Origin of the sequence: Alitabrizicola rongguiensis, assembly GCF_021491355.1 — a bacterium.
In the GTDB taxonomy this organism is placed as follows: Bacteria; Pseudomonadota; Alphaproteobacteria; order Rhodobacterales; family Rhodobacteraceae; genus Aliitabrizicola; species Aliitabrizicola rongguiensis.
This window is the reverse complement of sequence record NZ_JAKENF010000002.1, coordinates 272,266-284,121: the sequence shown is the minus strand read 5'-3', so window position 1 is coordinate 284,121 and position 11,856 is coordinate 272,266. Positions and strand designations below refer to the sequence as shown.

At 64.5% G+C, this 11,856-nt stretch carries 14 protein-coding genes and 1 riboswitch; of the genes, 9 read left to right on the top strand and 5 right to left on the bottom strand.

Going from position 1 to position 11,856, the window contains the following annotated elements:
- Positions 1-10: 10 nt before the first annotated feature.
- Positions 11-1,240 carry a beta-ketoacyl-ACP synthase I gene (gene fabB, locus L0V05_RS07355; RefSeq protein ID WP_234869471.1) on the bottom strand — a complete coding sequence of 410 codons (1,230 nt, stop codon included), beginning with the start codon at positions 1,238-1,240 and terminating at the stop codon, positions 11-13.
- A gap of 22 nt (positions 1,241-1,262) precedes the next feature.
- Positions 1,263-1,772, bottom strand: a complete 510-nt coding sequence (gene fabA, locus L0V05_RS07350; RefSeq protein WP_234869470.1) for a bifunctional 3-hydroxydecanoyl-ACP dehydratase/trans-2-decenoyl-ACP isomerase — start codon at positions 1,770-1,772, stop codon at positions 1,263-1,265.
- Positions 1,773-1,978: 206 nt separating this feature from the next.
- On the opposite strand from fabA, the gene irrA reads away from it, so the two are divergent.
- Positions 1,979-2,395 (top strand): iron response transcriptional regulator IrrA, encoded by a 417-nt coding sequence (gene irrA / locus L0V05_RS07345; protein WP_234869469.1) that lies wholly within the window; start codon positions 1,979-1,981, stop codon positions 2,393-2,395.
- Between the two features lie 8 nt (positions 2,396-2,403).
- On the opposite strand, the gene L0V05_RS07340 is transcribed toward irrA, so the two are convergent.
- Positions 2,404-2,658, bottom strand: coding sequence for a DUF1127 domain-containing protein (locus L0V05_RS07340; protein WP_234869468.1), 255 nt, complete (start codon positions 2,656-2,658; stop codon positions 2,404-2,406).
- Between the two features lie 218 nt (positions 2,659-2,876).
- Entirely contained in the window at positions 2,877-3,152 is a 276-nt protein-coding gene (locus L0V05_RS07335; protein ID WP_234869467.1) for a hypothetical protein, read from the bottom strand.
- A gap of 167 nt (positions 3,153-3,319) precedes the next feature.
- Between L0V05_RS07335 and L0V05_RS07330 the strand changes: the two genes are divergently transcribed.
- Positions 3,320-4,180 (top strand): helix-turn-helix domain-containing protein, encoded by an 861-nt coding sequence (locus L0V05_RS07330; RefSeq protein ID WP_234869466.1) that lies wholly within the window; start codon positions 3,320-3,322, stop codon positions 4,178-4,180.
- Between the two features lie 4 nt (positions 4,181-4,184).
- On the opposite strand, the gene L0V05_RS07325 is transcribed toward L0V05_RS07330, so the two are convergent.
- Positions 4,185-5,063, bottom strand: coding sequence for a glycosyltransferase family 2 protein (locus L0V05_RS07325; RefSeq protein ID WP_234869465.1), 879 nt, complete (start codon positions 5,061-5,063; stop codon positions 4,185-4,187).
- A 134-nt stretch (positions 5,064-5,197) separates the two neighbouring features.
- Between L0V05_RS07325 and miaB the strand changes: the two genes are divergently transcribed.
- The 7 genes from miaB to lnt all read left to right on the top strand — a co-directional run bounded on the left by miaB (position 5,198) and on the right by lnt (position 11,774).
- Positions 5,198-6,502, top strand: coding sequence for a tRNA (N6-isopentenyl adenosine(37)-C2)-methylthiotransferase MiaB (gene miaB, locus L0V05_RS07320; RefSeq protein ID WP_234869464.1), 1,305 nt, complete (start codon positions 5,198-5,200; stop codon positions 6,500-6,502).
- A gap of 214 nt (positions 6,503-6,716) precedes the next feature.
- Entirely contained in the window at positions 6,717-7,283 is a 567-nt protein-coding gene (locus L0V05_RS07315; RefSeq protein ID WP_234869463.1) for an OmpA family protein, read from the top strand.
- A gap of 2 nt (positions 7,284-7,285) precedes the next feature.
- Positions 7,286-7,615, top strand: coding sequence for a hypothetical protein (locus L0V05_RS07310; protein ID WP_234869462.1), 330 nt, complete (start codon positions 7,286-7,288; stop codon positions 7,613-7,615).
- Positions 7,616-7,812: 197 nt separating this feature from the next.
- Complete coding sequence (locus L0V05_RS07305; RefSeq protein ID WP_234869461.1) at positions 7,813-8,832, top strand: PhoH family protein; 1,020 nt, start codon at positions 7,813-7,815, stop codon at positions 8,830-8,832.
- Positions 8,816-9,319: an rRNA maturation RNase YbeY gene (gene ybeY, locus L0V05_RS07300; protein ID WP_234869460.1), complete on the top strand. Its 504-nt coding sequence runs from the start codon at positions 8,816-8,818 to the stop codon at positions 9,317-9,319. The genes L0V05_RS07305 and ybeY overlap by 17 nt, the downstream gene beginning before the upstream one ends.
- 57 nt (positions 9,320-9,376) lie before the next feature.
- Complete coding sequence (locus L0V05_RS07295) at positions 9,377-10,294, top strand: transporter associated domain-containing protein (RefSeq protein WP_234869459.1); 918 nt, start codon at positions 9,377-9,379, stop codon at positions 10,292-10,294.
- Position 10,295: 1 nt separating this feature from the next.
- Complete coding sequence (gene lnt, locus L0V05_RS07290) at positions 10,296-11,774, top strand: apolipoprotein N-acyltransferase (protein ID WP_234869458.1); 1,479 nt, start codon at positions 10,296-10,298, stop codon at positions 11,772-11,774.
- A 34-nt stretch (positions 11,775-11,808) separates the two neighbouring features.
- A riboswitch (SAM-SAH riboswitch) is annotated at positions 11,809-11,856 on the top strand.

The following is an 11,856-nucleotide window of genomic DNA, read 5'->3' as shown; positions in this document are numbered from 1 at the left end:
CTGACCCGGTTCAGCCCAGGTACTTGCTCATCACCAGCGTGGCGTTCGTGCCACCGAAGCCGAAGCTGTTCGACAGCACACTGTCGATGTTCACACCCTCGCGCAGCTCGGTCACGATCTCGCCCGGGTCAAGCGCGGGGTCGAGCGTCGTGACGTTGGCCGAGGCTGCGATGAAACCCTTGTTCATCATGATGAGCGAATAGATCGCTTCATGGACGCCGGTTGCGCCAAGCGAGTGGCCCGTCAGCGACTTGGTGGAGGCGATGGGTGGCGTCTTGCCGCGACCAAAAACGCGGCGGATCGCCTCGACCTCGGTCACGTCGCCCGCGGGGGTCGAGGTGCCATGGCTGTTGATATAGTCGATCTTGCGGTCCGTAGGCAGGGTGGACAGCGCCAGCTTCATTGACCGCTCGCCGCCTTCGCCCGAGGGGGCGACCATGTCGTGGCCGTCCGAGGTCGCACCGTAGCCTGTCACCTCGCCATAGATCTTCGCGCCGCGGGCGAGGGCGTGCGACAGCTCCTCCAGCACCACGACCCCGCCGCCGCCGGCGATGACGAATCCGTCGCGGGTGGCATCATAGGTGCGGGAGGCCGTCGTCGGCGCGTCATTGTACTTCGACGACATGGCGCCCATCGCGTCGAACAGGCAGGACAGGGTCCAGTCCAACTCCTCGCCGCCGCCGGCAAAGACGATGTCCTGCTTGCCCATCTGGATCAGTTCGGCGCCATTGCCGATGCAATGCGCCGAGGTCGAGCAGGCCGAGGTGATCGAATAGTTCACGCCCTTGATCTTGAACGGCGTGGCAAGGCATGCGGAGTTGGTCGAGGACATCCCCTTGGTCACGCCGAACGGCCCGATCCGCTTGGGGCTGCCGCTTTCGCGCACGATGTTGTGGGCCCGGTAGAAGGACTTGGTCGATGGGCCGCCCGAGCCGACGATGATGCCGGTGCGCTCGTTCGAGATGTCCTTCTCTTCCAGACCGCTGTCGGCGATCGCATCGCGCATGGCGATGAAGTTGTAGGCCGCGCCATCGCCCATGAAGCGCAGGTCGCGCTTGTCGATCTGTTCTTCCAGATTGATGTTGGGCTGGCCCTTCACCTGACTGCGGAAGCCGTGTTCGGCATAGTCCTCGGCAAAGATGATCCCGGACTTTCCGGCGCGAAGGTTTGCTTCGACCTCGGCCGGAGAGTTGCCGATGGGCGAGACGATGCCGATCCCGGTGATGACGACGCGACGCATAGGCGTACTCCTTGCGGTAAGATCAGCTGGCGGACAGCGCGACCTTCATGTCCTTGACAAGATAAATCACTTCGCCGTCCGCTTCGACGCGACCGTCAGCCACGCCCATGGTCAGGCGGCGGGTCTGGATGGCTTTGGTGAAATCGACGTAGTAGCGCAGAAGCTTGCGGTCAGGGCGGACCATCCCGGTCAGCTTGACCTCGCCCACGCCAAGCGCATAGCCGCGCCCTTCCCAGCCGCGCCAGCCCAGGTTGAAGCCGGTCAGCTGCCACAGGCCGTCAAGGCCGAGGCAGCCGGGCATGATCGGGTTGCCGGGGAAGTGGCAGGCGAAGAACCACAGGTCGGGATGGATGTCGAACTCGGCCACGACATGGCCTTTGCCATGCTCGCCGCCGTCCTCGCTGATTTCGGTGATGCGGTCCATCATCAGCATCGGCGGCTCAGGCAATTGGGCATTGCCCGGCCCGAACAGCTCACCCCGCGCGCATTTCAGCAGCTCGTCCCGGTCGAAGGAATTGGGGTAGGGGGACATGCGCCGATCTCTCCTTGGCTTCGCTGGCGGTCACGCCGTGTTTCGGCATGTTTCAGCCTCTCCGTAGCATCGGCACGGAAGCTGTTGCAAGGGCGCCCGCCGGGGGGCGACGATCCGGCATGGGGCTTCGTCGGATCAATTCGTTTGGATTCCGCGCGTCAGGAGCCCTATATATCAGCAAAGAATGTGCACCGGACGGGCATCGAATGAACGACATGAGCATCGACAGAAGCGCCAACTGGCTGATGCGCGGGGGGCTGCGGCCCACGCGCCAGCGGATGGCCCTCGCTCAGTTGTTGGTTGGCGATGGTGAGGACCGGCATGTCACGGCCGAAGGCCTCTATGCGGCAAGCCTCGAGGCGGGCGAGCGCGTAAGCCTTGCCACCGTCTACAACACGCTGCGCGCGTTCTGCGACGCGGGGCTGATGCAGGAAGTAACGGTGGACGGCCATCGCAGCTATTTCGACACGCGGGTCGACGACCATCCACATTTCTATTGGGAAGAGCGGGGCGAACTGACTGACGCCCCCGCTGAACAACTCAAGATCGTGGGCCTGCCCTCCGCTCCGGAGGGCATGGAAGTGGCGCGGGTCGACGTGGTGATCCGCCTGCGCCGCGCCTGAGGCGCGCCCTAGAAGGGGTGGCGCGGGGCCGCCGGGATCGACGTGTCGGCCATCCGGTCAAGCACGTCGGCTTCCATACCCAGATCGCGCAGCATGTGCCGGTCCATTCGGGCCAGCGCCCGGATCGAGCGGCGCTCCTGGCGGGCCCGCGCCGCGTCGATCAGCAACTCGATGACGAATGTCGCGATCGAAAACCGATGTGGGGGAAGGCGGAAGATCAGGCTGTCCGGCCGGTTGGCGGGCGCATAGGTCGAAAATGTCATGTCTGGTCTCATGTATTCGGCAGGCGGCGCTGCCTTGGATGGAAAAAGGGGCCCGGGGGTCCGTTCCTTTCGGGATCGGACCCCCGTCACGGCAATGTGCGGACCGCCTGGGGAAAGTGCGGTGGTCCGGCCGTCTCGTCTTGCCTCCGCCGCCATTTGGGACGGTCGGCAATGTGTGTTAGAAAGGGCTTCCTGAAAAATCCTGGACCGAATAGCCGTTACGGTGCTTTCACGTTCAGGCTGTGCGACAGGCTCTGGTACGATTGCGCCGCCAGGGTCCCAGCCGTTACGAAGGCCATCACGAAGAAGGCGCCGACAGCGACCGAGGCGATATCCCACCGCATCCGCTGACGGCCGCGCCGGGCGCCGCGAGCGGCGGCTGCAGCGATGCGGTGTCGGGTCCGCGCCGAGGCTTCGCTGGCCGGGCCGAACTGCTTTTCAAGCGCGGTGAGGTGATAGCTGACAGACATCCTGTCCTGCATCGTCGGCGTCATGGGCTTACTCTTCTTTCGTCACATCTTACGTAAGGTCAGGTTTACCTTGGGGCGGTGGACTTGTCCGTTGCATCGCCCGGTGCGCGGTTGCACCGCCGGTCACCCTGTTGCATTCTGTTGCACGAGCCCGGGGAAAGACGGCACTGGTGCCGTGGGCGGAGCCTAAAATGGACGTACCCAGTGATTTCGCGGGGCGGCTGAAGCTTGCCCTCAAGGTGGTGAACCTTTCGCCCGCCGCGCTTGGTGCCGCAGTCGGGGTTGACAAGTCGGTGGTGTCACGCTGGCTTTCAGGGCGCGTCGCCCCGAGCGGGCACAATCTCAGCCGGATCGGGGCCGAGATCGCCCGCCTACGGCCGGGCTTCTCGACCCTGAGCTTCGAAGCGCCGCCCGCTGCCTTTCTTGCCGTGCTGGGCGTGGGTGCCCTTTCCGCGGCACCAGCCGCGAATTCGTCGACACCGGGGGGGATTGTCCTGCCGTTCAACGCGATTGAGGATGCCCGCAACGAAACCGCGCGGCGGGGGGTCGAGTATTTCGGCCACTACAGCATGTACTACTGGTCCTTCACCCAGCCGGGGCGGGTCGTGCGCATGGCGCTGATGCTGCGGCCGAAGGACGGGCTGATCGAGGCGCGCTACGGCGCCAACGGATTCGAATTCGGCGGCTGGGCGCTTCTGCTGATGAACCGCCTCTACATCCAGTTCGCCGAGCAGCGCTATCAGGCGATGGTGTTCATGGTCACCAATCCCGGCCAGCAGCCGGCGGCACGGCGGATCACCGGCCTCCTGATGGGCCCTTCGGACGGGATGATGGTGCCGACCGTCTCGCCCTTCGTGATGGACCGGGTCGGGCCGGTGACCGGCGACGAAGCGCAGGACGTTGCCGATTTCAACCGCGCGCAGGACTTCGATCCCTTCGCGGACGGCGCCGAGGTGCCCGCCGATGTCCGCGAGGCGTTGGTGCGTCAGGTCACCGTGACGAATACCCCACAGGAGGGGCAGATGTCGCTTCTGCGGATGAATCCCGCCTGACCGGCTAGAACCACTGGCCCGGTTCCATCAGGCCAAGATCCATCAACTGCCGGGATTGCCATTCGAAGGGGATCGAGTTCCGCCAGAGAAAGGTCGGGATGTCATATCGGGAACTCGGGTTGGCCTTGAGCGCCTTGGCGGTGCGGAACGAACAGATGGCCGTGGTCACGTTGTGATGCCACTGGCACTGGTAGGTGTTGTATTCTTCGTCGGTGAAGGTGAAGTCGGGCCGAAGCCGCAAGTCGGGCGCGGCCCTGAACAGCGCGATCCTGTCGATCTTGCGCTTCGTCCAGGGCACATGTTCCTCGAAGCGCCAGCGCAGACCGCCGTAGAAGTCCATCTGCCGGTCCTTGGCCGCCCAGCCCGCCGCTTCGTCCTTGCGCTGGAGGGCGTAGTAGCCCGTCCGGTCCAGCATCGCCTCTTCCAGCGACACGGCATTCGGGAATTGCGCCAGATCGCCGGCGTAAAGGTCGATCACGAAACTGACGAAGGCATTGCGCCGCTCTTCGAAATTGAAAGCGATCAGTTCGCGGACATTGCGGGTCTCGCAGAACGGATAGAAGAGGTATTCGGCATTGTAGCCGTAGTAGAGCCACGCCCCCGCCACCGCGGGGATCATCAGGTTGACCGCCGCGACAAGCGCATCCTCGGCATAGACGTCGAAATCGACGCGCGAGACCTGCGCCTCGACCGTCGGATCAACCAGCAGGTCGGGGTGGGCGAGCAGAACGACTTCCCTGAAGCCGGCCGCCAGATGATGGCGCAACGTCGTCCCCACCTCGACGGCGTCTTCAGCCAGGATCAGCGCCGTCGGTCCGCGTGACAGGGCCGCACCGGCCTGCGCAAGGTAACGCTCGAGCGATGCATGCCTGCCCCTGTTCACGATCGAATTCCTGCCCCCTGCCGTCAGTTTGCGGCAGATTCGGTGAAGGCTTTGGTCAATGCAACCCCGCATGGTTGCGAAGGAGGCTGCGCGTCGTGTAGAAGCCTCTGCTTGAACCAGGGGATCGCCGGGCCATGACCGAGGTCAAGAAGCTCTTCATCAAGACCTATGGCTGTCAGATGAACGTCTATGACAGCGAGCGCATGGCCGAGGCCCTCGGCGCCGAGGGCTATGTCACCACGGAGATCGCCGAAGAGGCGGATATGGTGCTGCTCAACACCTGCCATATCCGAGAGAAGGCGGCGGAAAAGGTCTATTCCGACCTCGGCCGCCTGAAGCCGCTCAAGGCCGCCAAGCCGGACCTCAAGATCGGCGTCGCCGGCTGTGTCGCACAGGCCGAGGGCGAGGAGATCCTGCGCCGGATGCCGCTGGTCGATCTGGTCGTCGGCCCGCAGGCCTATCATCGCCTGCCGCAGATGATGGAAAAGCTGGGCGAGGGGCAGCGCGCCGTCGACACCGACTTTCCGCCCGAGGACAAGTTCGACCACCTGCCGCAGCGCAAGGGCAGGGCGGCGCCGACCGCCTTTCTGACCGTGCAGGAGGGCTGCGACAAGTTCTGCGCCTTCTGCGTGGTGCCCTATACACGCGGCGCCGAAGTCAGCCGCGACCCCGCCCGCCTGATGGCGGAGGCCCGCGCCCTGGTCGAGCGCGGCGTGCGCGAGATCACCCTCCTTGGCCAGAACGTCAATGCCTATCACGGTCAGGACTGGACGCTGGCCCGGCTGGTGCGGGAGCTTGCCGCGATCGACGGTCTCGACCGCATCCGCTACACCACCTCGCATCCGAACGATATGTCGGACGACCTGATCGCCGCGCATGGCGATGTGGAAAAACTCATGCCTTACCTGCACTTGCCGGTGCAATCGGGCTCCGACCGCATCCTGAAGGCGATGAACCGCAAGCACACGGCCGAGGCCTATCTTCGGCTGGTGGAGCGCATCCGCGCGGCTCGGCCCGACATCCTGTTGTCGTCTGACTTCATCGTGGGGTTCCCCGGTGAGACGGATGCGGATTTCGACGCGACGATGGATCTGATCCGCGCGGTCGGCTTCGGTGCAGCCTTCAGTTTCAAGTACTCGGCCCGCCCCGGCACGCCCGCCGCTGAAAAGACCCCGATCGATGGCGAACTGGCCGACGCGCGGCTACAGGCGCTGCAGGCGCTCATCACAGACCAGCAGCGCGCGGCGCAGGCCGCGATGGTCGGACGCGAGGTCGGCGTGCTGTACGAGAAGCCCGGTCGCCTGCCAGGCCAGATGGTCGGCAAGTCGGACCATCTGCATGCCGTGCACGTCGCCGACCCCGAGGCGAAGGTGGGCGAACTGGTGCGGGTACGAATCACCGCCTCTGCCCCGAACTCGCTGGCCGGAGCGCGCCTCTGATGGGTCTGTTTCCGGCTCGGCAATGATTCAAGCCGGCACGCCGCATTGATCCGCGAACGCGTATCGATTGGGGCAGGAATGTGGCCGCAATCCGGTATTTTCTGGACACGCGCTGCTGCGTTAACCAATCCTAACGACCGGGGGCTCTGTACAAGTAATTTGAAGGAGAGTTGTTGCAGTGGAAAAGCATTTTTCCATCGCACGCTTGTGCTTTGTGGCCCTTTTTTCGGCCATGGTGCTTGTGCAGGGGATCTCCTCCCCTGCACAAGCCACCCCGTACTCGCCTGCAGAAGCCGCCGCCGCACGCGGCAAACCCGTCGCCCGCATCGATTGGGGCATCTGGGTTGATCCCGATGGCTGCATGCACTGGTGGGCCGATGGCGGCCTCGAAGGCTACATGATCGACCGAGTGAACCCCAAGACGGGTAAGCCTGTCTGCCTGAAGCAGAACACCTGCTTTGTCGAAAATACCGACACCCTGTTCGAGACAGACAGCGCCAAGCTGACCCCTGCCGCGCGTCAACGGCTCAACCGCTTCTTCCAGTCGGTCGACGTGTTCGGCGTCGCGGTCTATGGCCATACCGATTCTCGCGCCACCTACTCCTACAACCAGAAACTTTCGGAGCGCCGCGCTGCCTCGGTGGCAGCGGTGGCAAAGGCCAACGGTGTGGTGGTCGAGCGACAGATCGGCTTTGGCGAAACGGCACCGGTTGCCACCAACTCGACGGCTGCGGGAATGCAACAGAACCGCCGTGTCGAAGTGATCTGCTACAGGTGGTGACGATGCATATCCGTGTTCTTGCCCTTCTCACTCTCGGACCCGTCCTTTCCGCCTGCGCGCCTACCGTCGACGTGACCGGAACCGAACCACTGCCGCTGCTCGCGCAGGGCCGCGACACCTGGATCATCGACCGTAAGCCATTGACTCAGAAGCAGGCCGCCGTTGCGGTCGATCCCGACGGCTGCCAGGCCTGGATCATCGACGACGGCGCCGAAGGTTATGCAGGTCGGCGCCACGATCCGGTCTCGGGCTTGCCGGTCTGTCATGGCAAGCCGGGCTATGTCTATGGCGATCCCCGCGCAAACAGCTTCCCCGACATATTGCCGAACTGACCCATAGCGGGTTCCGACAGCATGCTACCAGCATTGGGGGCGCTCGGCAGGTGCGCCCCATTTTGTAGCGTGACAATTCTGCCCGTTTGAGAGGCAGCTGCCGCAGAACTGTCATCTTTCTCGGCCATTTTTCTTGCCAGCGGGTCCAGAGACTCGCACACTTCAGGTGACAGCCCTCGAAACAGAAGGAGTCGTCCTTGGGCCTAAGCGCTCTGACCCCCCCGACAGCCGCGGAAGACATCATCGAAACTCTTCTGGAATTCCCCGACAATCGTTTGTTGATCGAGCTGTGCGGCGAGTTTGACCGCAACCTCGCCCAGATCGAGCACCAGACCGGGGTTCACATTCTCAGACGCGGAAACAGGCTGGCGGTCATCGGGGACAAGGGCGCGAGGGAGCAGGCGGCGGCAGTGCTGCGGTCGCTTTATGCCCGGCTCGAAGGTGGCAAGTCGGTCGTCGCAGGCGACGTGGATGGCGCCCTGCGGATCGGGCGCGCCATGCGCGAGGCGCAAGGGACCGAGCTGGAACAGATGGAGATGTTCACCGGCGGCAAATACGAACTGCGGACCCGGCGGAAGTCGGTCGAGCCGCGCACCGAAGCGCAGAAGGCTTATGTGGCGAACCTGTTCGACCACGAGCTGGCCTTTGGCATCGGTCCGGCCGGCACCGGCAAGACCTATCTCGCCGTCGCCGTCGGCGTGACGCTGTTCATCGGCGGGCATGTGGACAAGATCATCCTCAGCCGCCCCGCCGTCGAGGCGGGCGAGCGTCTGGGCTTCCTGCCCGGCGACATGAAGGAAAAGGTCGATCCCTACATGCAGCCGCTCTACGACGCGCTGAACGACTTCCTGCCGCAGAAGCAGGTCCAGAAGCTGATGGAGGAAAAGCGGATCGAGATCGCGCCTCTGGCCTTCATGCGTGGCCGGACGCTGTCGAACGCCTTCGTCGTGCTCGACGAGGCTCAGAACGCCACGACCATGCAGATGAAGATGTTCCTGACCCGTCTGGGCGAGGGCAGCCGCATGGTCATCACCGGCGACCGCACCCAGATCGACCTGCCGCGCGGCACGGCGAGTGGCCTGGCCGATGCGGAGCGGCTGCTGAAGGGCGTGACGGGGGTGAGCTTCAACTACTTCACCGCCAAGGACGTGGTGCGCCATCCGCTTGTCGCCCGGATCATCGAGGCGTATGAGCGCGACGATGGAGCCTCTGGTTGACACCGTAATCGAAGACCCGCGTTGGGAGGCGATCGACCTTCCAGCGCGGGCCGAAGCCGCCGCCCGCGCCGCCTTCGCCGAACTGGGCCTTCGCCCCGAGGGCTTCACCCTCTGCGTGATGGGCTGCGATGACGCGCGCATAGCCGAGTTGAACGGAGAATTCCGCCAGAAGGGCAAGCCGACCAACGTGCTGTCCTGGCCGTCAGAGGAACGAGGTGCCGATGAACCTGGTCTGCGCCCAGACGTTCCCGACCCGGGCGAGCCAGACGACCCAGAGGAACTGGGCGACATCGCCATAGCCTGGGAAACCTGCGAACGGGAAGCGGTCGAGCAGGGAAAGCCGATGGCGGCCCATGTGACTCATCTTGTGGTTCATGCGGTACTGCATCTTCTGGGCTATGATCATATCGACGAGGCCGATGCGGAGTTGATGGAGGCGACGGAAATCGCCGCACTTGCCAGACTCGGGGTCGCCGACCCATATTGACGGGCTCAATCTTACCGGCGGGGCAGGGTGCCCTGGCTGACAGTCAGGAAAGGACAGATGGGCAGTAGCAACGACGGGTTATCCGAGGCGCAGGGCGCCGAAGACCCGAGTGAGGGACAGGAGGGACCGCAGCGCGGCCTTCTGGGACGGATCCTCAGTGCCTTCGGGGCCAGTGAAGGCGCGGCCCCTTCCGATCAGGACAGTGCGCTTCCGGCGGTCACCACCGCGCCTGTACCAGGCTTGAGCAATCTTCGCCGCCTGCGGGTCGATGACGTGATGATCCCCAAGGTCGAGATCACCGCCGTTCCCGTGGATATCGGCAAGGATGAACTGGTCGAGGTCTTCCGCGAACACGGCTTCTCGCGTCTGCCGGTCTACAAGGAGACGCTCGACAAGCCGCTTGGCTTCGTGCTGCTCAAGGACCTTGCCCTGCAATACGGCTTCGGAGCTGGAAACGGGCGGTTCAGCCTGCGCAAGATGCTTCGCCCCGTGCTGTATGTGCCGCCGTCGATGCCGGCTGCCGTGCTTCTGCAGAAGATGCAGAAGGAACGCATCCACATGGCGCTGGTCATCGACGAATATGGCGGTGTCGATGGCCTTGTCACCATCGAGGACCTGATCGAGACGGTCATCGGCGAGATCGACGACGAGCATGATGAAGCGGATGCAAAGCTCTGGGTGATGGAAAAGCCTGGCGTCTATCTCGCTCAGGCCCGCGCGCCGCTCGAGGAACTGGAAGAGGCGACCGGTCTGCGCCTGCGCACAGACGAGGATGACGAAGATATCGACACACTCGGCGGGCTGGTTTTCTTGCGGACCGGCCGCGTTCCAGCGCGGGGCGAGATCGTGCCGCACGAAAGCGGAGCGGCCTTCGAGGTGATCGACGCCGATCCCCGCCGCATCAAGCGCCTTCGCATCCGCCTGCCAGGGGCGCAGTCCACGCCTGCTGCACTGCCCGCCCCGGAAAAAGCCTGACATGCGGCTTGGCTGGCCCGGACGCTCCCCTGTCGGGGCGGCCTTCGGGCTGGGCGCGGTCATGGCGACCGGGCAGGCGCCGCTCGATTTCTGGTGGCTGACGCTCCCCGCGCTCCTGGCGCTGACCGCGCTGGTCTGCCGCCAGCCGGATTGGCGATCCGCAGGCTGGGTCGGATGGTTCGGTGGTGCGGGATACTTCGCTCTCGCGATGAGCTGGATCACCCAGCCCTTCCTGATCGACATTGCAACCTACGGCTGGATGTCGCCCTTCGCCCTAGTGCTCATGGCGTTTGGGCTCGCCCTTTTCTGGGCGGGTGCCGGTGCGCTGGCAGGGCTGGTTCGGACCCGCCGTCGCCCCATTGCATTCGCAGCCGCTCTGGCACTGGCGGAATTTGCCCGCGGTCATGTCCTGACCGGTTTGCCCTGGGCCTTGATCGGCCATGTCTGGATAACTTCATGGCCGGGTCAGACGGCTGCGCTGCTTGGCTCACTCGGGCTGACGCTCATGACGACAGTGGCGGCGGCGCTGCCGCTTTGGCGACCGGTGGCAGGATCTGTTGCAGCAACGCTCCTGTTGGGCGGTGCCGCGGCGTTCGGTTTCCTTCGGTTGGCAGAACCTGATCCGGTTTCCACCGGCGTGCAGGTGCGGCTGATCCAGCCCAATGCCACACAGGAGTCGAAATGGGACCCGGAAAAGGCGATCGCGCATTTCCAGCAGATGCTCGACTACACGGTGGAAGGGCCGGTTCCCGATCTGGTCATCTGGCCCGAGACGGCCGTTCCCTTCCTTCTTGACCAGAACCCGGAAGTGACCGGCGTGATCGCGGATGCGGCTCGGGGAGCGACCGTGGCCTTCGGCATCCAGCGCACCGATGGACCGGTGGCGTTCAACAGCCTCGTCTTTGCCCGTGAGGACGGCCAGCCGTTTGCGATCTACGACAAGCACCACCTCGTGCCGTTTGGCGAATACATCCCCTATGGCAACTTCTTCTATGACAACTTCGGCATCAGCGCCTTCGCCGCGCGTCTGGGCAACGGCTATTCGCCGGGGCCGGGGCCTCAGGTAGTCGATCTGGGGCCGCGTCTGGGGAAAGTGCTGCCCCTGATCTGCTATGAGGCCGTCTTCCCGCAGGATCTTGTCGTCGCGGAGAGGCCGGGCTGGCTGTTGCAGGTCACGAACGACGCCTGGTTCGGCCATCTCTCGGGGCCGCAGCAACATTTCGCGCAAGGTCGCCTTCGCGCGATCGAGCAGGGGCTGCCAATGGTTCGCGTCGCCAATACCGGCATTTCCGGCATCATCGACGCGAAGGGCCGTGTCGTTGCAACCATCCCCCTCGATACCGCGGGCTGGAAGGACGTGGTGCTGCCCGGCGCCCTGGCGCCCACGCCCTATGTCCGGCAGGGGGACTGGCCCGCGCTTCTGTTGCTCTTTGGTGTAGCGCTCTGGGGCTTCTGGCCGCGGGGGCGGGCATTGGCTTGACCCCGCCCATCTGCCCGCGCTACGCCTTCACCTCGAACCGCCACAACGGCTTCCTGGCGTGGCGGGGATATACAATGGAGCG

Coding starts and splice junctions, on each gene's coding strand:
- L0V05_RS07310 (WP_234869462.1), top strand. CDS start 7,286: ATGCATATCCGTGTTCTTGCCCTTCTCACTCTCGGACCCGTCCTTTCC.
- L0V05_RS07295 (WP_234869459.1), top strand. CDS start 9,377: ATGGGCAGTAGCAACGACGGGTTATCCGAGGCGCAGGGCGCCGAAGAC.
- ybeY (WP_234869460.1), top strand. CDS start 8,816: ATGGAGCCTCTGGTTGACACCGTAATCGAAGACCCGCGTTGGGAGGCG.
- miaB (WP_234869464.1), top strand. CDS start 5,198: ATGACCGAGGTCAAGAAGCTCTTCATCAAGACCTATGGCTGTCAGATG.
- L0V05_RS07335 (WP_234869467.1), bottom strand. CDS start 3,152: ATGACGCCGACGATGCAGGACAGGATGTCTGTCAGCTATCACCTCACC.
- lnt (WP_234869458.1), top strand. CDS start 10,296: ATGCGGCTTGGCTGGCCCGGACGCTCCCCTGTCGGGGCGGCCTTCGGG.
- irrA (WP_234869469.1), top strand. CDS start 1,979: ATGAACGACATGAGCATCGACAGAAGCGCCAACTGGCTGATGCGCGGG.
- fabA (WP_234869470.1), bottom strand. CDS start 1,772: ATGTCCCCCTACCCCAATTCCTTCGACCGGGACGAGCTGCTGAAATGC.
- fabB (WP_234869471.1), bottom strand. CDS start 1,240: ATGCGTCGCGTCGTCATCACCGGGATCGGCATCGTCTCGCCCATCGGC.
- L0V05_RS07330 (WP_234869466.1), top strand. CDS start 3,320: ATGGACGTACCCAGTGATTTCGCGGGGCGGCTGAAGCTTGCCCTCAAG.
- L0V05_RS07340 (WP_234869468.1), bottom strand. CDS start 2,658: ATGACATTTTCGACCTATGCGCCCGCCAACCGGCCGGACAGCCTGATC.